At 69.9% G+C, this 21,461-nt stretch carries 16 protein-coding genes; 6 read left to right on the top strand and 10 right to left on the bottom strand.

Annotated features, from left to right (window positions below):
• Positions 1 to 22: 22 nt before the first annotated feature.
• Together LWC35_RS17935 and LWC35_RS40340 are read left to right on the top strand one after the other, a co-directional pair.
• Positions 23 to 490, top strand: a complete 468-nt coding sequence (locus LWC35_RS17935; RefSeq protein ID WP_232871298.1) for a hypothetical protein — start codon at positions 23 to 25, stop codon at positions 488 to 490.
• Between the two features lie 516 nt (positions 491 to 1,006).
• Complete coding sequence (locus LWC35_RS40340) at positions 1,007 to 1,942, top strand: PD-(D/E)XK nuclease domain-containing protein (RefSeq protein ID WP_232871297.1); 936 nt, start codon at positions 1,007 to 1,009, stop codon at positions 1,940 to 1,942.
• A 278-nt stretch (positions 1,943 to 2,220) separates the two neighbouring features.
• Here the strand turns inward: LWC35_RS40340 and LWC35_RS17925 are convergent, their stop codons facing one another.
• From LWC35_RS17925 to LWC35_RS17885, 10 genes are all read right to left on the bottom strand, one after another.
• Positions 2,221 to 3,054 carry a hypothetical protein gene (locus tag LWC35_RS17925; RefSeq protein ID WP_232871296.1) on the bottom strand — a complete coding sequence of 278 codons (834 nt, stop codon included), beginning with the start codon at positions 3,052 to 3,054 and terminating at the stop codon, positions 2,221 to 2,223.
• A gap of 9 nt (positions 3,055 to 3,063) precedes the next feature.
• Positions 3,064 to 4,284 (bottom strand): restriction endonuclease, encoded by a 1,221-nt coding sequence (locus tag LWC35_RS17920; protein ID WP_232871295.1) that lies wholly within the window; start codon positions 4,282 to 4,284, stop codon positions 3,064 to 3,066.
• Positions 4,285 to 5,105: 821 nt separating this feature from the next.
• A complete protein-coding gene (locus tag LWC35_RS40965) occupies positions 5,106 to 5,717 on the bottom strand; it encodes a hypothetical protein (RefSeq protein ID WP_372463061.1) in 612 nt (203 codons plus the stop codon).
• Positions 5,638 to 6,948: an MFS transporter gene (locus LWC35_RS17915; RefSeq protein ID WP_232871294.1), complete on the bottom strand. Its 1,311-nt coding sequence runs from the start codon at positions 6,946 to 6,948 to the stop codon at positions 5,638 to 5,640. The genes LWC35_RS40965 and LWC35_RS17915 overlap by 80 nt, the downstream gene beginning before the upstream one ends.
• Before the next feature lie 180 nt (positions 6,949 to 7,128).
• Positions 7,129 to 7,899 (bottom strand): SDR family NAD(P)-dependent oxidoreductase, encoded by a 771-nt coding sequence (locus LWC35_RS17910; protein WP_372463060.1) that lies wholly within the window; start codon positions 7,897 to 7,899, stop codon positions 7,129 to 7,131.
• Between the two features lie 11 nt (positions 7,900 to 7,910).
• Positions 7,911 to 9,374 (bottom strand): aldehyde dehydrogenase family protein, encoded by a 1,464-nt coding sequence (locus LWC35_RS17905; RefSeq protein ID WP_232871292.1) that lies wholly within the window; start codon positions 9,372 to 9,374, stop codon positions 7,911 to 7,913.
• Positions 9,375 to 10,095: 721 nt separating this feature from the next.
• Entirely contained in the window at positions 10,096 to 10,860 is a 765-nt protein-coding gene (locus tag LWC35_RS17900; RefSeq protein ID WP_232871291.1) for a FadR/GntR family transcriptional regulator, read from the bottom strand.
• A 118-nt stretch (positions 10,861 to 10,978) separates the two neighbouring features.
• Positions 10,979 to 13,141, bottom strand: a complete 2,163-nt coding sequence (locus tag LWC35_RS17895; RefSeq protein ID WP_232871290.1) for a hydantoinase B/oxoprolinase family protein — start codon at positions 13,139 to 13,141, stop codon at positions 10,979 to 10,981.
• 16 nt (positions 13,142 to 13,157) lie between these two features.
• Complete coding sequence (locus LWC35_RS17890) at positions 13,158 to 15,257, bottom strand: hydantoinase/oxoprolinase family protein (protein WP_232871289.1); 2,100 nt, start codon at positions 15,255 to 15,257, stop codon at positions 13,158 to 13,160.
• A 49-nt stretch (positions 15,258 to 15,306) separates the two neighbouring features.
• On the bottom strand, positions 15,307 to 16,008 hold the full coding sequence (locus LWC35_RS17885; protein WP_232871288.1) for a GntR family transcriptional regulator: 702 nt from the start codon (positions 16,006 to 16,008) through the stop codon (positions 15,307 to 15,309).
• Between the two features lie 776 nt (positions 16,009 to 16,784).
• Here LWC35_RS17885 and LWC35_RS17880 point away from each other — a divergent pair.
• Genes LWC35_RS17880 through LWC35_RS17865 form a run of 4 tightly spaced genes read left to right on the top strand, consistent with a single transcriptional unit; the run spans position 16,785 to position 21,416 of the window.
• On the top strand, positions 16,785 to 17,849 hold the full coding sequence (locus tag LWC35_RS17880; protein WP_232871287.1) for a substrate-binding domain-containing protein: 1,065 nt from the start codon (positions 16,785 to 16,787) through the stop codon (positions 17,847 to 17,849).
• A complete protein-coding gene (locus tag LWC35_RS17875; RefSeq protein WP_232871286.1) occupies positions 17,846 to 19,444 on the top strand; it encodes a sugar ABC transporter ATP-binding protein in 1,599 nt (532 codons plus the stop codon). Before LWC35_RS17880 ends, LWC35_RS17875 begins: the two co-directional genes overlap by 4 nt.
• Complete coding sequence (locus LWC35_RS17870; protein ID WP_232871285.1) at positions 19,441 to 20,424, top strand: ABC transporter permease; 984 nt, start codon at positions 19,441 to 19,443, stop codon at positions 20,422 to 20,424. Before LWC35_RS17875 ends, LWC35_RS17870 begins: the two co-directional genes overlap by 4 nt.
• Positions 20,421 to 21,416: an ABC transporter permease gene (locus LWC35_RS17865; protein WP_232871284.1), complete on the top strand. Its 996-nt coding sequence runs from the start codon at positions 20,421 to 20,423 to the stop codon at positions 21,414 to 21,416. The genes LWC35_RS17870 and LWC35_RS17865 overlap by 4 nt, the downstream gene beginning before the upstream one ends.
• Positions 21,417 to 21,461 lie beyond the last annotated feature (45 nt).

Here is a 21,461-nt window from a genome sequence, read left to right as displayed (position 1 = left end):
AGCGCGTCACGGAGACCCGTCCATGCCCGACAACCCGCATCTGGCCTCGCTCCAGCCGTATCTCGAACTTCACAAGGCGGATATCGCCGACCTGCGTGAGCAGGCCGACGTGCTCCGGGAGATGCTGCGCCGTCCGCCGCCCGCAGACGCACCTAAATCGCCGCTTTCACCGTCGATATTAGAAAGCGACCTCAAAAGCGTCGAACGATCGATCTCCACACACGAACGACTCATCCGACTCGGCCGTGACGAACGCGTCGGAGAGGTCCTGCAAGCCGTCGCCGACGACCCGGAACTCGCACGCGAAGCGGCAGTTGACCCGCGCGCGTTCGCCGCGCGTCGCGGCCTCGAGTTGCCTGACACTTTCGTAATCAAGATGGTCGTCGCTGGTCGCGATGTATCCGCGCGCATCAACAACCTCGACCCAGATGTCCCATTCGAGATCACCTGGACCCAAGACGGCTTCCAAGCACCGCCGGAGTCAGTCTAGTCTAGGCTAGGTCGAGGTCGGGCGACTCGTCGGCCTCTACAGAACGTCGTCCGCGACATGATCGCACTCGTGTTCCGCTGCCGCCTGATCGCGGACACAGCCACAAGGGCCGAGGAGTCCAAGCGCGCCGAGTGGCTGACGCTCGACTAGCTTCGCGAGCGATTCATGCCGGCCCTCGGCATCCGCATTGAGGAGGCCATTCGCCTGGGCGTTTGCCAGCAGAGCCCACAACGGCGTCGACCTGCTGCCACCCCGGACGCCACGCTGCCATCGAGCCCCTACGAGATCTAGACGCCGACCAGCCGCGGGCTGCGGGTTCAAACTTTCTCTACTTGTTCAAGGCGGCGTGCTCCGCCGCCGCGCCGCTTCCCGCCGGCCGGGGCGTGCGGCCTCCGGCCGGTCCCCGTCCGGCGCGCGGCTGCTGGAACGGCCGCGCCTGTATGATCAACCAGCGATCTTGGGCCCACCGCCGGAGCGAACTTGACGAATTCTCGCGATCTGCCTGGAACGACGACAGTGTCCGCCTTCGGACACACCTTCCGTAACATCTTGACGGGCTTGGCTGACGACCTAATCTCACTGGAGCGCGAGGGTGCCATCTACTCGAACTTCGCCATCCGCGACGAGGATGGTGAATTCAGTGGAGAATTTGCGCGGTATCGCATAGAGTTTTATCCTGCAGAGATCTTCCAGTATGTAGAGGCGCATCTCGCCTACCAGCAATATAGCGAAGAGTACGAGCGCACAGGGGATTTCGCGGCAGCCGTGCTGGCGATTTCAAACCCGAAGTATCAGCGACGAGTTGTTGAGTATGGCGATTACGGGAATGGTCGACTGAAGGATGGCGGCCGGATTGATAACCGGGGATGCTTGGCGAGCTTCATCGGAGATGAGTTAGAGGCGCTCACCTGCGGCCTGCGGCCGGAGCGCTATCAACTGGTCGATGCGTTGCCTGATGTGGAACAACTTGAGCGTCTTGCTGTAGATCCGCCCAGTGAGCTGCTCCTCAATGCTCTTGGTGTGGTTGCTCTGGCAGCTAGGAGGCTCGGAGATCGTAGCCATGGTCGTCCTGCGTGGGTTATCGAGAACGAGTATGACGTGCAAGACCTCGTCGAGGTCGTCCTCAGGCCAATGTTCTCCGATCTCGTGCGCGAAGAATGGACGCCAAAGCGTGCAGGATCGGCGAAGCGCATTGATTTGGTAGTCCCGAGTCTTGGGGCGGTCATAGAGTGCAAGATCGTGCGATCCAAGCAGCATGCGCGACAAGTGGCCGACGAATTGCGCGTGGACTTCGAGACGTACCACGACTACCCGGGGTGCAGACACCTGTATGCCTACGTGTTCGATCCCAAACGGCTTATCGTCGACTCGGAGCAATTCGTGACCGACTTGGATGGTCCTCGCGAAAAGCGTGGCCACCGCTTCACTGTCAACGTGATCGTTGGGTTTTAGGAGCCCTCGCCGGGCGGGCAGACCAACAGGATGGCGGCCCGTGCGATCCCGACGACCTCCCGGAGGGCTACCACGCGGACACCCATGGGCGAAGCTGGCGTAGCTCGGCTGGCGGTTGCGTCGAGGGCCGCCCACGGGCGCCCGCGCGGTCGGGCTGCGCCAGGTCGACGGGATGGCACTCAGGAGCCGGGGTGCGGCAGCGACGCCCCCGCCACTGTGACCACGACACTACGGAACGGCAGGCGCGTCAGCGCATCCGTCGCGATTCGTCCATCCGCCTATCCCGCCGGTGCATCGTCTGGCGTTTCATGCGGGGATTCGGAGATCGGTCCGCTCGCGTAAATCGCCGGGTTACGGAAGCGCACGTCCATCTGCGCGGGCGAGGCCTGGGGTCGTCCGGTGCATATGATCCGAATAGCGCTCGGTAGCTCAGACATGGCGAGTTCAATCAGCGTCCGCGCACCGTCGTCCTGGTGACCATGGAGCCCGACCACCGGGAATTCGGCGCTGGCCATGTCGTTCACCGACTCGTTAGCAAGAAACATGTCGCGATATGCGCCGAGTCGCTGCGCCATCTCGGGAGCCGGCTTGAATCGCTGCGAGACAACGACGACGCGTTCGCCGTTGTGCAGCCGCAATTTTCCCAGGATGTACGCGTCGTCCCAGGCCGCTTCGGTGCCTGCGCCTGCGGAGTCCATCAAGATCACCTCGACACGCACCCAGTACCCGTGGCCCGGGTCTGGTGACCACCGGACATCTGAGAGGTCCTGGGTGGTCAACCGGAGTTCCGTTCGAGGCACAGTGATCGAGTAGACCCGGGTGAAGCCCGGAATGGCAGGATTGGGACGCTCCCAGCGCTCGAGGTGTCTATCGGCGTTCCGCTGAACGTACTGCATTGCGACTTCGGAGAGGAAGGAGTGCGACCACTGGCCGGACTCATGCAGACTGATCTTCTGGGTCCTGCCTAGCGGTACAGCTGTCAGGTAGAAGTCGGAGCTGTTCTTCGACGACCAGATCCTGTAAACGGTTGAATGAGGACCAGATGCGGACCCAATGGCAAAGCGAAATCCGCCACCGGGATCGACCTCGCCAGCACTCGCATCCGCCTCCATGGGAGCATCCTACTCGGGTCGATCCATCAGCCTTTCCGCGGCGGTCGATTCGAACTGACGGAGCCACGCCTTGACGGCCAGCACGTCTGAGTGTCCGGCGGCGCGAAGAGCCTCGACGATGTCCCGGCCGCAGATCAGTGCAATGGGGTGTCCGTCGGCGCGCACCTCGGAGTAGACCTGTTGGTTGAAGTGCGACGTGGTGACGAAGACGCCGAAGTGGCGGTGGCGGAGTCTGGAGATGAGGCGTGCAACCTCTCGGACCCCAATGGAGTTGGTCTCGCTGTAGCACTTGGCTTCGAGGGCGAAGTCGATCGTGATCGGGTCTGACGCCGGGCCCACGACGTACTCGCCGACTGCATCGCGGCCCCCGTCGCGGCTGGCTTGGGTCACGTCGCATCGGCCTGTCGCGGGTGCGATCAGTCGCCACAGCTCGACCGCGCAGGGCTCAAAGTCGTGCTCGCGACCCCGGAAGGCTTCCCGGATCTCGGTGAGGATGGCTCGGCCGGCTGCGTCGGAGGGAAGTTGCTCGGTTCGGCTGCGGACGACCGTCGTGGACGGGGCCAGCATCGGTGTGTACTTCCGGCCCTCCACCCATGCTGACCACTCTGGCGGGCAAAGGGGGCTCTCGGCAGCTTGGCCGTCGAGGATGTCCGCTATCCATGCTCGCTCGATGCGGGCGACATCGAGCACGGTGAAGCGGGCACGGTAGTTCTGGAATCGCCGTCCACCTGTGCTGCGCCAGATCGCCTGCAGCTCATCATCGGAGGAGAGTCCGGCGCCGCCGGGAGCGAGTAGGCCGCGGAACATGATCCTGCGCCCAGGTGCGGCCTTCTCGAAGAGCAGGAAGGGTGGGATGCGCTGCCGTGCGTCGGCGGACTCGTGGCTCCAGTCGAATGCGTCGCGAAGCAGCAGGTTGCCCCAGCGGCGGGTGTCGTGCAGCTCGTGGCCCGGGCTCCGGTTGTCGCCGTAGTAGGTGAAGACCCCTGTCTGTGGATCAAGCACGTCGGGCCAGTCAGGTTCGGCGCCGGTCGTGTAGAGCACGGCGAGGCGGACCGTGCCCTTCCTCGGCGACCCGGAGTAGCGAAACCCGCCCTGGTTGCCCACCGGTAGGAGCCGCGCGAGTGGATCGTCGGCCATCGTCCCGGTCTGGCCGCCGTCATAGAGCTGGTCGACGATCAGGTCGGTGTCGGCGAGCGCCTCGAAGGGCACGACCTTCTCGTCATCTTGCACGGCGGCAGGCTAATCGATCAGCAGCAACGCCCCGGCGTGCTGTCGGGTCTGAGCGACTAACTGAGTGACAACCGCGGTGGGGGAGTGGGGACAGGGGCGGACACGAGCGGACGCGCTGCGCGTGGTCGGCTGCGTCGCGCACGCTTCAGCTCGTCGCTTGAAGTGCCTGGCAGTCAAGGGGTCAGGGGTTCGAATCCCCTCAGCTCCACCCTTTCTGAGCAGGCCGGATGAGTCTCCCGACTCTCCGGCCGGTCGTGTTGTGGCGCCGGTTATGGCGCGAGGCGCCCTACTCTCGTGCCATGCCGCCGAGCCAGCACCGGCGTCGCATCGGCCAACGGGGTGAGATCACGCAGCTGCCCAGCGGCTCGTATCGCGTCTGGGTGTACGCAGGTCGCGAGCGATCCGCAAGAAGCGGCCCTACCTGCAGGAGAACGACCGCAACGGCCCCGGCGCCGCCGCAGAGGCGGAGAAGACCTTGCGGCTCCTCGTGCAGGTCGACGACAGGCTGAACCCGCGGACCTCGGCCTCGGTGGCCCGACTCATGGAGCAGCCTGTCGCGCTCCTCGAGGTCGAACGCACGACGAAGTCGACGTGCGGGAACCTGGCGAACACCCACATCCCGCCGCTGGTCGGCAAGGTCAAGCTGGCGCGCTCTCGTCCCAGGTCTTCGACTCGTTCCACGCGGAGCTCCGCCGTTGCCGGACCCACTGCAACCGCCGGAAGGCGATCGAGGGTTGGAAGACGACCTCGCACGACTGTGACCACCGCTGCCGGCCGCACGCCCCGTGCACGGTCGACGATCCGGAAGATCCCTGTCGTCCTCAGCGGAGCGCTGCGCCGTGCCGTGCGCTGGCAGTGGCTGGGAAGGAACCCCCGAGCACGCGGAACCACCGAAGCAGCCGCCGGCCAAGCCTCAGCCGCCGACGTCGGAGGCTGCTCGCGTCCTCGACGCATCGTGGGACGACCCGGACCGGGCCGTCCTGATCTGGCTCACGATGGTCACCGGCGAGAGGCTGGAGCACCTGCGACCCGTATCGACCGCTGACGTGAACGACCGTCACTCCCCGCCACGGCTCGGGTCCGGCTGCGGGGGTCTCGACGACACCCCCGAGCCCGTCGTCGGGCACCGCGACGATGACGAGACCGGCGTGGAGGGCCAGGTCCGACGCGATAGCCACCCGCTGGATCGAGGGAAACGACTGCTCCGCACGGTCCTGCGCGGCCTCGTGGGAATCCCGGACCGCTGCGATGTGGTGACCGGGGCGCCGGAGAGCCCCGGCGAGGACGAGCCCCACCTTGCCGGCTCCGGCCAGACCCACGGCGGGAGGGTCCGTTTCCGCGCCGGATCGCCTCTCAGGTCTCCGTGGCCCGGATGACGGAGTGCTGCGGTTCAGCGGGCGTCGCGCCGCGACGGGCGATGCGGCGCCCCACACCGAACATCGAGGACGCGGCCAACGCGAGGAAGACCGCGGCGGTGGTGATCGCCGCCGCACTGTTGCCCAGGCCCGGGCCCTCGCCCTTGATCAGCGCCACCATATAGGGGGACACGAAGCCGGCGATGTTGCCGATCGCCGCGATCAGGGCGATGCCGCCTGCGGCCGCAGCCCCGCGGAGCAGGTACGGCGCCTGGGCCCAGAACACGGCCAGGGGCGAGAGGCAGCCGATCGCGCCGAGGGTGAAGCCGACCAGGGCCAGGACGGGCGACGTGCTCAGGCTCGAGGCCGCGAGCACCAGCCCGACGACGCCGACGAGGGTCGTGATGACGTAGTGCCAGGTCCGCTCGCCAGTTCGATCGGAGTTGCGCGAGAGGAACCACATCACCAGGGCGGCGAACAGGTACGGGATCGCGGTCAGCAGACCGATCTGACCGGTCGTGAAGGTGCCGAGTTGCTTCACGATCGTGGGCAGGAAGAACGCCAGCGCATAGATCGGGATGATCATGCAGAAGAACGCGGCCGACATCCCGAGCACACCGAGATCCTTCGCCGCCGCCGCGAGCGTGCCCGGTCGGTGGCCCGCGGCGTCATGAGCCGCCTCCTCGCGCTCCAGCTCGCCGAGCAGCCAGGCACGCTGCTGGTCGGTCAACCAGGTCGCCTGCGACGGGCGATCGGTGAGGAAGCGGAAGACGACGAAGGCCATGACCAGGCAAGGCGCACCCTCCACCAGGAACATGAACTGCCAGCCGGTCAGTCCCCACGGGGTGAAGCCCATGAGCCAGCTCGAGAGTGGGGCACCGATGACCGTGGAGATGGGGACGGCGAGGTAGAAGATGCCGATCAACCGCGCGCGGCGCTGGGCGGGAACCCACTGCGAGAGGTACAGGACGACCCCGGGAACGAGGCCCGCTTCGGCGACGCCGAGCAGGAAGCGCAGGACGTAGAAGCTCCACTCCCCCTGCACCAGGAACATCGCCATGGACACCAGACCCCAGGTGAACATGATGCGGGCGATCCAGAGTCGCGCGCCGACCTTGTGCAGGATCATGTTGCTGGGCACCTCGAACAGCACGTAGCCGACGAAGAACAGCCCGGCACCGAGACCGAACGCGGCCTCGCTGAGGCCGAGGTCCGGCTGCATCTGCAGCTTGGCGATCGAGATGTTGGTGCGGTCGAGGTAGTTGAGGATGTAGACGAAGAACAGCAGGACCGCGAGGCGCAGGGTCACCGCGCGCAAGGTGCTGCGTTCGAGTCGTGCGGCAACTGCAGTGTTGTCCGACATGAACGTCTCCCAAATGGGTCTGCAGGATGGAGAGAGCTGCGGAGCGCAGCAGGGATCGGCGCGGCCCCGGTTCACGGGGCCGCGCCGATCCACTGCCGGGTTGCGGAACGAGGCCGCCCGGCTCGGTCAGGCGGGAGGGGTGAAGCGCCCGTCGACCGCAGTCCAGCCGCCGTCGACCATCATGGTCGAGCCGGTGACGAAGCTGGCCGCGTCCGAGGCGAGGTAGACGACCGCGCCGGCCAGCTCCGACGGCTGGGACCAGCGGCCGAGGGCGCCCTTCGTCGCGTAGGCGTCGTACCAGCCCTTGTCCGCCTTGATCTGGGTGGTCAGCGGCGTCTCGACAACGCCGGGTGCGACGGCGTTGACCCGGACCCCCGCCTCGCCGAACTCGGCTGCCGCGGTCTTGACCAGCTGGATCGCGCCGGCCTTCGTGGCGGCGTAGACGGACTGTCCGGGCTCGACGACGAAGCCGCGCACCGAGGAGAAGACCACGATGCTGCCCGTGCCGCGGCGGACCATCTCCCGCCCGAAGGCCTGCAGGACGGTGAACGTGGCCTTCAGGTTGAGTCCGCTGACCCGGTCGAACTCCTCGACGCTGTAGACGAGGATCCGTTTGCGCACGTTCATCGCGGCGGTGAGGACGAGGACGTCGATGTCGCCGAGGTCGACCGCCGCGCGCTGCACGGCCTCGACGTCGGTGATGTCGAGGGTCACCGCCTCCCCGTCCACGGCGGACGCGGTGTCCTTCGCCGTGTCGGAGTCCTTGTCGACGGCGACGACGGAGGCGCCGTGAGCGGCGAGCGCGAGGGCGACCTCGCGGCCGATGCCGCCGGCGCCGATGAGGACTGCGCGGCGCCCGTCGAGGCGGAACAGGTTCGCGTAGGGGTTGTCGGTCATCGCAGTCCTTCTCATTCCGGCCGGATGATGGCCATGCGGGTCACGGTCAGCTCCTCGATCGCGAACCGCGGGCCCTCGCGGCCGATCCCGGAGTCCTTCACCCCGCCGTAGGGCATGATGTCCGACCGGAAGCCGGGCACCTCGTTGATCACGACACCGCCCACCTCGAGCTCCTCGATCGCGGCGAACGCGGTGGCCAGGGAGCGAGTGAACACACTGGCGTGCAGGCCGTACCGCGAGCGGTTCACCGCCTCGAGCGCGCTCGGCAGGTCCGGCACGGAGCGGATGGCCACGACCGGCGCGAAGATCTCCTCGCACCAGGCGTTGGCGCTCTCGGGGACGTCCAGCAGGATCGTGGGCTCGATGGTGCGGTCCACGACCCGCCCGCCGTGCAGCACCTTCGCCCCGGCCTGCTCGGCCTCCTCGATCCATGTCAGGACGCGCCGGGTGGAGGCCTCGTTGATCAGCGGAGCGACCCTCGTGCCGGGCTCGCGTGGGTCGCCCACCGTCAGCTCGCCGATGCGGGCGCTCAGCCGGGACACGAAGTCGTCGACGACCGGAGCGCAGACGATCACACGCTGCACGGCGATGCAGGCCTGCCCGTTGAAGTAGAAGCCGCCCCGCAGTACCGCGTCCGCGGCCTTGTCCAGGTCGGCGTCCACGTCCACGACGAGCGCCGCGTTGGACCCCAGCTCCAGCAGGGTCTTGCGCGGGGCGGCGTCCCGGGCGATCTGATGGCCGACCGCGGCGGAGCCGGTGAAGGACACCGCGCCGACCCGCGGGTCGGTGACGAGCGTGCGCCCCACCTCGGCGTCACCGGTGACGATCTGGACGATCTCGGGCGGCGCCCCGTGCGTGGCCGCCGCCCGCCGCACGATGTCGGCGAGCCACAGGGTGGCCAGCGGGGTGGCGGGGGCGGGTTTGCAGATGACCGGGCAGCCCGCCGCGATCGCCGGCGCGATCTTGTGGCTGGCGAGCAGGAGCGGGCCGTTGAAGCCTGCGACGCCGATGACCAGCCCGATCGGCTTCCGCTGCCAGAAGCCGACCATCCCGGCCCCGGAGGCCTGCAGGTCGAGGGGCACCGTCTCACCGTGGAGGTGCGAGACCTCCTCGGCGGTCGCGGCCCACGTGAAGAGCGTGCGGGAGAACTCGACCGCGCAGTCCGACCGGGTCTTGCCCGTCTCGGCGACGAGCAGGTCGACGAACTGCTCCTCGTTCGCGGCGAGCTCACGCTCGACGTCGAGCAGGATCGCCCGCCGGGAGGCCGAGCTGAGCTTCCCCACCGGACGGACCGCCGCCAGCCCCGCCTCGAGGGCGGCCTGCGCGTGAGCGACGGAGCCGACGGGCGCCTGGGCGACGACCGATCCGTCGTAGGGGAACACGATCGGCGCGGACTCCACGTCCGTCGCCCATCCGGAGCCGATCGGCAGTCCGGGTGGCACTTCGGGAAGTGCGAAGCTCGACGACGAGCTCATCAGCGAAATCTCCTCTGGACGACATCGTCCCCAGTCTTGGACGCGGCCGGGGCTGCCGGGCGCCTCTGGTCCGAGCTGGTCCGACCAGCCTGCCCGCGTTGAGGATGCCTGGTCGGTCGCGCAGGGTCAAGGCGTCGGAGGCATAAAGGGCTCTCACCTGCGTGTAGTGCAGTGCGATGCCGGGGGAATCGCGAGATGCTCTTGACCCCACGCGTCCTGTAGGGGAATCGGCCCCTCTGTATCCACGGCGGGCGGGTGCTCGACCGGAGGACGCCCGCATCAGGAGCCGGCGTCAGGCGTGCTCGGTCGGAGAAGACGACGAGGAAGTCGATGACGACGACTGCTCCCGGCCCGGCCCCGGCCGGGTCGGCCACGGCCCCCGCTCGACAGCCGGTACGCCGGCGGGTCCTGCGGTGGTCCGAGGTCAGCCCGCTGCTCGGGGTCGAGCCACTGCAGCTGAGCGCACGACGCCGGCGACTCGCCCGGGCGGTGACCGTCGAGGACCTGCGGGCCTCCGCTCGCCACCGGGTGCCGCGGTCGGTCTTCGAGTTCGTCGACGGGGCGCGGAGGACGAGCTCACGATGCAGCGGACGAGACAGGCGTTCGCGCGTGTCGAGTTCCGCGTGGACACCCCCGTCACCGGTCGGCGGCGGCGCGGCGTGCGCGACGGCTTCTCCGTGCCCGGGCGGCCTGACATCCGGCAGTTCCCGGCGCCGCGGAGTCAGCCGGTCGGCACGCGTCCGCCGCACTCGCGGACCAGATCCGCCATGACGGCGCGTTCCGCGTCGTCGACGTAGCCGGCGTAGTAGGCGTAGAGGGTCTCCCGGGCCAGCCGGGAGGCGAGCAGCCCGTCGCGGTCGGCGATGGCGTCGAAGACCGCCCGGTGGTGCCGGATCGACTGCAGCATGTGCGCGTTCTGGTCGGACGCGTCGAGGATCGTCTGCGCGATGAGGGTCTGGATCGCCTCGCGGGTGACGTCGCCGTAGACCTGGACGAGCTGGTTGCCGCCCGCCGCGGCCACGAGCTCGTGGAACTCCGCGTCGGCCCTGCCGAACTCGCGGTAGCCGCTCCGCATCGACTCCCGCATTCGTGCCATGTTGCGTTCGAGGCCGACGAGCTGCGCCTCGGTGCGGCGGTTCGCCGCCAGCAGGTTCGCCGAGGCGTCTGCGATCATGCGGAATTGGACGAGTTCGCCGAGGGTGAAGACCTTCGCGGAGGTGAGCATGGCCACCGAGCGCCGGACCGGCCCGACCGAGACGGGCAGCACCAACGGTCCACGGGGATCACGCGGCTGGGAGCGGACGAGCTCCATGCTCTCGAGGACCCGCAGCGCCTCCCGGACGGAGGCCCGACCGATCGAGAACTTCTCCACGAGCTCCCGCTCGCTGGGAAGACGGTCGCCGGGCTTGAGGTCGCCGGAGGCGATCGCGTTCTGGACGTAGTCGACGACGCGCTGGAAAACCCGTCCGTCCGCCTCGGTCGTCACCCGCACACCTTCCGGGATTCTCATGGTCAGTGCCGACAGTTCGGCGCATCCCGAGGATACCGGGAGAGCGGCACCCGGCCGGCCCGGCGTGAGCCGGACCGGCTCGGGCGGCGCCCGATCAGGCGGTCAGGACGAAGTCCTTCCAGGCCTTGCCTTCTGCGGGCTCCGTGTCCACCCACAGCGCGGTGACGCATTCCGGGCAGACGTAGGCGACGGTCGCCAGGTCGGCGTGGACCTCCACCCGGGACCCCAGGTCGTCCGGTCCGAGGACCACCCGGCCCGCGATGGCCTCCCAGCCGTCGCCGATCGGGCCGAGCACGGTGGAGCAGTGCCGGCAGGAGGCGATACCGCCCTCATGGGTGAGCAGCGAGGCGCCCCAGATCCCGGTGGGCTCGCCCGCGGCCACGGTGCTGCGCTCGGGCGCGGTCATCCGCGCCCTGCGGGCCTCGCGGATCGACGCCCGCAGGGTGTCGGTGCCGTCCGGGTCCACCGCGCCGTCGGACAAGGCGACGCCGTAGAGGCGCGCGGCCGCGTCGAGCGAGACCGCGCCCGCCTCCACGTCGGCCGCGACGCGGGCGGGGTCGCGGAGCAGGGGGTCGCCGTAGCCGCCGCCGTTCTGCACGGTGCACTCGAAGACGTCCCCGTGCGCGATCCGTGCGGCGGGGGAGACGCCCGGCAGCACCTGGTGCTCGCCCGCCAGCTCGGTCAACGCGCCCACCGGGCGGCCCTCGCCGAGGTGGTCCAGCACCCCGGACCCGGTGACCCGCTCGAACCGCGCGCAGGAGCCTGGCAGCCCGCCGAACAGCCCGGTCCGGTTCGGCAGGGTGACGCCGTGCGTGCCCAGCACACCGGTGACCTCGGCCGTGTCGATCGGGGTCAGCGCGAACTGGATGCCGTTGCCGCCGCGGAAGGTGCCGGCGCCGCCGGAGTCGGGGACCTGGCGTCGCCAGAGGTAGAGCAGGGGGTGTCGCATCTCCTGCTGCTCGACGTCACCGGCCCCGCCGCCGAGGATGACCATGGAGCCGCCGGTGTCGACGCCGTCCCGGAAGGAGAACGCGGGCCCGCCCCACAGCAGCGAGTCCATGTACATCGACGCGAACGGCTCGCCGTGCTGGTCGATCCCGCCGAACTGGTTGAGCTGCCACGAGCCGTCCGACGGGCCGAACGCGTGGTTCTCGTACTTCTCGCTGAAGGACAGCATCTTGGCGATCGCGCCGCCCGCCGAGCAGGTGGCCGTCCAGTTCGCGCCGGCCGCGCCACCGGACACCGGCATCGGCTCGACGGCGGTGACGCACAGCCCGTCCGGCGCCACGACCTCGACCGGCCGCATCAGCCCGTGGTTCCACGGGATGTCGGAGCCGAAGGTGCACAGCATGAGCGTGGCGACGGCGCCGAGCAGCCCGCCGCGGGTGGTCATGCCATAGGCCGGGGACTGGGGGCTGGATTCCGAGAAGTCGAAGACGATCCGGTCGCCGGTCTTCGTCATCCGGCAGGGGACCTGGAGCAGCTCGACGGAGTCGGCCGCGGGCCGGTCGAGGTAGGACGTGTGCTCGTACACCCCGTCCGGCAGCTCCTGCAGCATCGCCCGCAGCTCGGCCTCGGAGTTGTCCAGCGTGCGCTCCATGGTCGCCTTGACCTGCGCGGCGCCGTAGCGGTCGCACAGCTCGTGGAAGCGCTGCTCGGCGACCCGCAGCCCGGCGAGGAAGGCGCGGAAGTCGTTGGCCACCGTGTCGTGCATGCGGGAGTTGAGGACGATCGTGTCCCACAGCTCCTGGTTGAGCACGTCGCGGCGCACGATCCGGCCCGGCGGGATCCGGATGCCCTCCTGGAACACGTCCGTGGCCGTGGTGCACCAGCTGCCCGGGTCCATGCCGCCCAGGTCCACCTGGTGGGCCATGCAGCCCAGCCAGGCGACGATCTCCCCGTCGCGGAAGACCGGCTTGCAGAACTGGACGTCGTTCTGGTGCATGGCCGCGAGGTACGGGTCGTTGATGATGAAGACGTCGCCGGGCTCGATGTCGTCGTAGCGGTCGAGGAACACCTCGATCGCCATGGCGCCGGTGTAGATGGGCGTGAGCAGGTACGTCCCGATGATCGCCATCTCGCCGGCGGCGGTGTAGATGCCGAAGTTGTAGTCCGTGGCGTGCACGACCGGCGAGCCGGAGACGTGCTCGACCGTCGTGGCGCCCTCGGAGTTGATGGACCAGAGCTTGTGCCGGATGACCTCGAAGGTGACCGGGTCCACGGCGTGCGGAGTGTCGGTGGAGGTGGGGTTCGTCATCGCCGGTCCTCTTCGGTCAGCGGTTCTGGATGATGATGTCGCCGAAGCCGTCGACCTCGGCGTCCTGGTCCGGCCCGATGACGACCGTGGTGTCGCGCAGCTCCACGATCGCCAGGCCCTCGATCCGCAGCCCGTCGTGCAGGTGCTCGGCGCGGTAGACCTTCGCCTCACGCCACTCGCCGCCGGAGAAGACGCGGCGCAGCCCGGGCTCACCCGAGCCCGCCGCCTGTGCGCCGGTGTCGAACTCGGCGCGGGGGACCGGGCTGGTGGCGACGACCCGGAAGGTGGTGATCTCCACGCCGCCCTCCAGGAACGCGGCGCCCTTGCCGAAGCGGCCCTCGTAGACCTCGACGAACCGCTCGACCACGGCGTTCACGTCCGCCGCCGTCAGCGTCTCGGCCTCGACCGGGACGGTCAGGACGTGGATCTGCGCGCGGAAGCGGATCTCGACCGACCGGGCGATGCTGATCGAGTCCTCGGCGGCACCCGCGGCGACGAGGTCGCGGCGGGCGCGGGCGGCGAGCTCGTCGAACGTGGCGTTGAGCTCGGCGGGGGGCAGCGCGGACGCGTGGTCCGTGGTGCCGGGCGGGGTCTGCATCGGCTTGGACAGCTCCTCGACCATGGTCAGGTCGGAGCAGCCGATGCCGAACGCCGAGTGCACGGACGCGGTGATCGGCACGACGATCTGTGGGCAGCCCAGCTCGGCGCCGTAGGAGAAGGCGTGCAGCGGGCCCGCGCCGCCGTAGGCGAACACGGTGAAGTCCGTGGGGTCGTAGCCCTGCTCGACGGTCACCTGCCGCACCAGGTCGGCCATGCGGGCGTCGACGATGGTCTTGATGCCCTCGGCGGCCTGCTCGACCGTGAGGCCGGTGGGCTTCGCGACGTGCTCGTCGATCGCCGCGCGGGCCTTCTCGACGTCGAGGGTCAGCCTGCCGCCCAGGAAGTTGTCCGGGTTGAGGTAGCCGAGCACGAGGTCGGCGTCGGCGACCGTGGGCAGGGTGCCGCCGCGGCCGTAGCAGGCCGGGCCGGGGCGCGCGCCCGCCGACTCGGGGCCGACCTGCAGTACGCCGTTGCGCACCGACGCGATCGAGCCCGCGCCGGCACCGATGGCCCGCACCGCCACCGAGGGCAGGGCGAGCTCGTCCCGGCCGATCAGCGTGGTGTTGGACATGACCGGGCGGCCGTCGAGCACCAGCCCGACGTCGAAGCTGGTGCCGCCCATGTCCGTGGTGACCACGTTGCGGTGGCCGGAGCGGGCGCCGAGGAACTGCGAGGCGACGACGCCGCCGACCGGCCCGGACATCACCGTCGCGGCGGCGCGCTTCTCCACCTCGGCGAAGGTCGCCAGGCCGCCGTTGGACTGCATGAGCAGCGGGTCCGCGCGCAGACCGGCCTTCGTCAGCGTCGACTCGAAGGAGTCGAGGGAGGTCCTGAGGACCGGGCGCAGGCTGGCGTTCACCGCCGTGGTCAGGGTGCGCTCGTACTCGCCGATGCGCGGCAGGAACTCCGACGACAGCGTCACCGAAGCGCCCGGCACCTCCTCGGCGATGATCTCCGCGACCCGGCGCTCGTGGGCGTCGTTGGCGAAGGACCACAACAGCGAGACCGCGAAGACCTCGGCGCCTGCGGCGCGCAGGTCGGAGACCGCGCGGCGCACGTCCGCCTCGTCGAGCGGCGAAACCACGCGACCCGCATAGTCGATCCGCTCGGTGACCTCGGCGATGAGCCGCCGCGGCACCGCGGCGGGCTGCTTGACGAGCGTGCGGAAGCGCTTGACCTCCTCCTCGTCGAGCCCGATGCTCTTGAACCCGCGCATCACGCTCAGTGTGTCGCCGAACCCGCGGGTCTGGATCAGGCCGACCTTGCGGTGCCTGCCCTCCAGCATCGCGTTCGTGGCGACCGTCGTGCCGTGGGCGAACACCTCGACGTCCGCCAACAGGTCCGCCAGCGCGACACCGCGCTCGTCGGCGGCGAGGACGAGGGTGTCGAGAACACCTTGGGCGGGGTTGTCCGGGACGGTGGACGACTTGTAGCGGCCGACGCCACCGGCGTCGTCGATCACCACGGTGTCGGTGAACGTGCCGCCGATGTCGGAGGCGACGTAATAGGTGGGCATCCGGCTGTCACTCCTCTGTGGCGCAGGTTGCGGGGGTGGAACGGGGAGGTCAGGAAGCGTCCCCGGTCCGGCGGGAGTCGTCGCCCCGGTTCGCCCGGAGCTGGGCGATCGTCGCCTCGATGTGGTCGCGGGCGAGGTGCTCGGCACCGGGGCCGTCACCGGCCTCGATCGCGTCCGCGATCGCACTGTGCTCCCCGATCGCGCGGGACGCGGTATCCGGGCTCACGAGTGCCACGGGGGCGAAGACCTGAGCCGTCATACGGATGATGGAGCTCTGACCGAGGACGAAGTCGTTCCCCGACAGGTCCAGCACCTGCTCGTGGAAGTCGACGTTGGACTGGGTGTACTGCCGCGGCTCCCACGGCTCGATCGTTGCCTGCTGGATCTGGATCGCCTGCCTGAGCAGCCGGACCCCGGACCGGGTCGCCCGCTCGGCGGCCAGCCGGGCGGCGAGCCCGTCGACGACCGCCCTCAGCTGGTAGGCGTCGAGCAGGGTGTCCAGGTCCCCGGTCACGACCCGGGCGCCCTGGCCCGCCTTGACCTGCACGAGGCCCTCCTGCTCCAGGATGCGCAGAGCCTCACGGAGCGGCGTTCGGCTGACCCCGAGCTCCGCGGAGAGGTGCTCCTGCCGGAGCCAGGACCCGGTCGGGTAGCGGTGGGTGTAGATCCGCTCCCGGATGACGGACGCGATCTCGTCGACGAGGGGGATGACCGGTGAGGCGGGAGTCCGCTTCCGACTGCTCGGCACCATTGCCGTCCTCTCCGCTGGGTCGGACCTTGGATACAGCGACCAGAAGACTGGCCCATCCAGCGGTGGCAGTCAAGGCCGAGACCGCCGGGGCGGGCCGAGTTGTACAGTTTTTCGCTGGTGAGTGACTCCTGATGACACGTGCTTGGATGTACGTCAGAGAGCGGCCCCCGTGCTCGGCGACCCCGGGTGGTCCGACCAGATGGTCCCCGACGCGAGGGACCCGGCCCGCGAGGCGAGCACTCTCTCGTGCCGCGGACGCCTTCGCGCAGACCGGTCTGACCAGCTCGGAGGGGCGCGCACCGGAGCCCGAGTGGCGCGAAGGTGTTCGCTGGTCGGTCCAGATGCTGGCCGGCAATCCTGCGCGTGAACAGGCGTAACGACGACGGACTTGACTGTAGTAGGTAAGTACTCCACGATCTCGCCTTGCTGTATCCAACGACGGGTACTCACCGCTGGAGGTTCTTATGAACCGTCACGTACCGATCTCGGCTCGGCACCTGCCCTCTGGATCCCACGCCTGAGACTGCGCGGGCACCGGCCGTCGTGTTCCGTCGCCGCTCGTCCCGTCCGTTCTTCCCCGGGCGCTCGACGGACACCCGTCTCGTCGCCTTCCGTTTCACGCCTCCGGCGCCTGTTCGGCCCGTGTGCCCCCGGTTGGCGTGATCTCACTTCTCGGCCGCCCGGTCGAGCAGACCGTCCTGCGCGCCCGGCGCGGCTCGACGCGCCCGACGCGCCTCTCCCTGCACTGCTCACAGCACTGCGTCAGGAGGTTTCGCATGTCCACGAAGAAGGCTCTCGTAGCACTCATGGGTGCCGCTCTCGCTGCACTGGCCGGCTGCGCGGGCCCGCCGCAACAGGCGGCGGGCGCCACGGAGAAGTACACGATCGTCCTGTCGAACAATTACATGGGCAACGAGTGGCGGCCACAGATGGTGAACGGCGCCACGCTGGTCGCCGGGTCACCGGAGTACCGCGACATCGTCGACCTGCAGATCCGCAACGTCGACACCCAGCCGAACCTGCAGATCGCATCCCTGCAGACCATCATCCGGCAGAAGCCCGACGCGATCCTGGTCGACGCCGCATCGCCGACCGCGCTCAATCCCACGCTCGAACAGGCATGTGCCCAGGGGATCAAGGTCATCGCCTTCGACCAGATCGCCCAGACCCCGTGCGCCCACACGATGCCCCAGGACTACGCGGCCGAGGCGGCGGACATGGTCAACTGGCTGGGAACCGTCCTGCAGGGCAAGGGCAACATCCTGATGGACACCGGCCTGCCGGGGATCCCGATCTCGACCACGTTCGTCGACGTCTGGACCAAGACGCTGGCCGAGAAGTACCCGGACATCAAGGTCGTCGGGACCTACTCGAGCCAGTACGCGCCGGGTCCGGAGCTGCAGGGCGTCTCGCAGCAGCTCGCCGCGAACACCCGGATCGACGGGATCCTCAGTGGGGGCTACATCTCCAGCCAGATCGCCGCGTTCGAGAAGGCCGGCCGCACACCCGTCCCGGCCACCGGCCTGGACATCAACGGCAACATGCAGGAGTGCGAGCGGCTGAAGCTGCCGTGCTTCTACATCGGGGCTCCGGCCTTCGTCGGCGGCATGGCCGTCGAGCAGGCCGTCAAGATCCTCCGGGGCGAGACGGTGCCGAAGGACCAGGTCTACTGGGACACCAACTACCTGTCGACCGCAGCGGACATCGACTTCCCCCACCAGCAGAAGGCCGAGGTGATCAAGGAGGGCGAGTCGTACTTCGCCACCGGGTCGCCCTCGCTGGTCACGCCCGTCACCTACGGGCCGAACGCCTTGACCGCCGCCGCGGTTCTGGGCTCGTGACCATCATCGACGGCGCGGGCACGGGGGCCGGGGCCGGCCGCGGCCCGGCCGCCGGTCCCGCCGCCGGCCCCGCCCGTGAGCTCGTCGTCACCGGGCTGGAGAAGGCCTACGGGCGCAACCAGGTGCTCCGCGGCGTCGACCTCACCGCCCGGTTCGGCACCGTGCACGCCCTGCTCGGGGAGAACGGCGCCGGCAAGTCGACGCTGATCAAGATCCTCGGCGGCGTCACCCGGCAGGACGCGGGAACCGTGTCCCTCGGGGGCCGGAAGCTGCCGCCCGGCGGGGTCACCGCGGCCCAGCGCGCCGGGGTGCGCGTGGTGTTCCAGGAGCTGAGCAGCATCGCGAACCTCTCGGTGGCCGAGAACCTGCTGTACCGGGCCGAGCCGCACCGCGCCGGCGTGGTCGCGGGCCGGCGCCTGCAGCGGCGCGCGGCCGAGCTGCTCGCACGGTTCGGGATGGACCGGCTCGATCCCGGCCGCCGGGTCGCCGACCTCGACCTCGCCGAACGGCAGCTCCTCGAGGTGGTCAAGGCGCTCGCGGCCGAGCCACGGGTCCTGGTCCTCGACGAGGCCACGTCGGCGCTGTCCAGCGCGGACAGCTCCTGGGTGCTCGACCAGGGTCGTCAGGCGGCCGCCCGCGGCTGCGCCGTCCTGCTGATCACCCACCGTCTCGGCGAGGTCCGCGACGTCGCGGACCGGCTCACCGTGCTGCGCTCGGGCACGACCGTGCTGGTGGGCCGGCCCGACGAGTTCGACGACGACACGATGATCACCGAGATGCTCGGCCGCCGCGTCGAGCGGTTGTTCCCGCCGCGCACCCCTCCGGGCGAGGACGTCGTGGTGGCGGTCCGCGGCGGCCGCGTCGGCGAACGGCTCGGGCCGCTCGACCTGGAGGTCCGCGCCGGTGAGATCGCCGGCCTCGGCGGGCTGCAGGGCCAGGGGCAGCGCGAGGTGCTCCGGGCCCTGGCCGGTGCCACCCGGTGGACCGGCGGCGAGGTCACCGTGCGGGGGCGCGAGCACCACCCGGCGACCCCGGCCGAGGCGATCCGCGCGGGCATCACCTATGTGCCCGAGGACCGCCAGCGCGAGGGCCTGCTGCTGACCCGGTCCGTGCTCGTGAACTCGAGCCTGAGCAGCCTGTTCTCGCTGGTCCGGCGCGGACTGCTCGACCGCAGGCGGGAGGCGCAGCGCTCCCGGGCGGTCGCGGGGGACACCGGGCTGCCCGAGGGCAGGCTGCACGCGCCGGTGTCCATGCTCAGCGGTGGCAACCAGCAGAAGGTGGTCCTGGCCCGCGCGCTCTACCGGGAGCCGACCGTGCTGCTGCTCCACGACTGCACCCGCGGCGTGGACGTCGGCACCAAGGCCGACATCTTCGCCCTGGTCGCCGGGCTGGCGGCCAAGGGGACCGGCGTCGTCTTCTACTCCAGCGACCTCAGCGAGCTCGCGCACTTCTGCGACCGCGTCTACGTGATGGCGGAGGGACGGGTCCGCGGCCGGCTCGACGCCGCCGGTGGCGAGCTCTCGGAGGAGAGCATCCTGCGGCTCGCGCTCACCCACCGGGCCGACGACACCGGCGAGGAGGCTCCCGCGCCATGACCGACCTGCAGCTCCCGGCCGCCCCGGCGGCCCGGCCGCGTGCCCGGCGGCGCCGTCCGGTGCCCTGGGACCTCGTCGCGGCACTCGCGATCTTCCTCGTGCTGGCAGTGGTCGACCTGGTCCTGCAGCCCGCACTGGCCGACCTGGGCCAGATCGGGCTGCTCCTGCAGACCGGGCTGCCGCTGGTGCTCGTCGCCGCGGCGCAGACGATGGTCGTGCTCGTCCGCGGGCTCGACCTGTCCGTGGGCGGCATTCTCGCCGTCGCGACCGTGGTCACCGCCTCCGCGCAGGGCGGCGGACCCGGCTGGATCGCCCTCGCCCTGGCCGTCGGGATCGGCCTCGGCCTGCTCAACGGCCTCCTGGTGGGGCCGGTCGGAATGCAGCCGTTCATCGTGACCCTGGCAACCTGGACGATCTTCGACGGCATCGCGCTGAAGATCATGAGCACCGACGGCGGCACGCCGCCCCCGGCGGCGGTCGCGCTGGCGACGGGCGAGACCGCCGGTATCCCGAACTCGGTGCTGGTGGTGGTGGGCCTGCTGGTGGCCTGGCTGCTGCTGCGCCGCTCTCGGTTCGGGCACCGCATGGTCGCGGTGGGGACCGACGCCGAGCGCGCCCGGCTCAACGGGACCCCGGTCCGCGCGGTGGTGGTGGCGGCGTTCGTGCTGTCCGGGCTGCTCGCGGCGTTCGCCGGCGTGCTCTCCAGCGGCCTCACGGCCAGCGGCAGCCCGACGATCGGGGACCGCTACATCCTCACCTCGGTTGCCGCCGTGGTCATCGGCGGAACCAGCCTGCTGGGCGGACGCGGGGGGATCGGGCTCACCGTCCTGGCGGCGCTGTCGCTGACCCTGATCAACGACATCGTCGCGGCGATGAACGCCGACGTATGGGTCACCACGGCCGCGTCCTCCGGGCTGTTGCTGGTGCTCGTGCTCACCCGCGGGCTCGTGGCCCGCCTGTCCGGAAGGCGGGTCACATGACCGGCGTCCTCGCCGCCCTGCGCGGCTCCCGGACCACGCTGGGTGCGGCCCTGTTCGCGCTGGTGCTCTTCGTGGTCGGCACCGTGCACACCGCCGGCTTCGCGTCCGGGGACAACATCCGCCAGCTGCTCGTGTTCGCGAGCTTCGTCGGCTTCGCCGCGCTCGGCCAGACGCTGGTGGTGCTCGGCGGCGGCCTGGACCTGTCCGTGCCCTGGCTGATCTCCTTCGGGGGCATCCAGCTGGCGGTGCTGTGCGCGGGCGGGATGAACCAGGTGCTGGCCGTCGTCGTCTGCGTGGTGGTGGGCCTGCTCGTCGGGCTGGTGAACGGCATCGGCGTGACGGTGTTCGGGGTCGCCCCGATCGTCATGACGCTGGGCGTCGGCGGGCTCGTGCAGGCCTACCTGCTGGCCGTCGGCCTGCTCAAGGCGACCGGCAACGACGTCCCGACCATCGCCTCGGGCGTCGCGAACGGAGCCCTCGGGCCGATCCCGGTCGTCGCGGTCGTGTGGCTCGTGGTGGCGCTGGTGGTGGCCGTGGTGCTCGCACGCACCCGATTCGGGCGCAGCGTGTACGCGACCGGGGAGAACGACGTCGTCGCCGTGCTGTCCGGCATCGACACCGGCCGGGTCCGGATGATCACCTACGCGGTTTCGGGGGCCGCCTCGGCGTTCGCCGGCGTGATCATCTCCGGGTACATCGGCAAGGCCTACCTGGAGATCGGGCAGCCCTTCCTGTTCGCCTCGATCGCAGCCCTGGTCATCGGCGGGGCCTCGATCCTGGGCGGGCGCGGCACGTACTTCGGCACGGTCGTGGGCGCCATCGCCCTGACGTTGCTCAACTCGCTGCTGCCGCTGTTCAACCTCGACCCGGCGTCGCTGTCGATCGCGTACGGCTTGGTGATCCTCGTCGGCGTCCGGGTCACGACGACGCGGGGGACCGGGCGCGGATGGGGGCGCCGCGCCCGCCGCGCCGAGGAATCCGAAGCCGGTTGAACAGCTGTTTCGGATTCCTGGATACAGCAAGACTGTTGTGGTGTC

The organism is Pseudonocardia kujensis (genome assembly GCF_021283305.1).
GTDB lineage: Bacteria > Actinomycetota > Actinomycetes > Mycobacteriales > Pseudonocardiaceae > Pseudonocardia > Pseudonocardia kujensis.
This window is presented reverse-complemented; position numbering and strand designations above follow the sequence as displayed.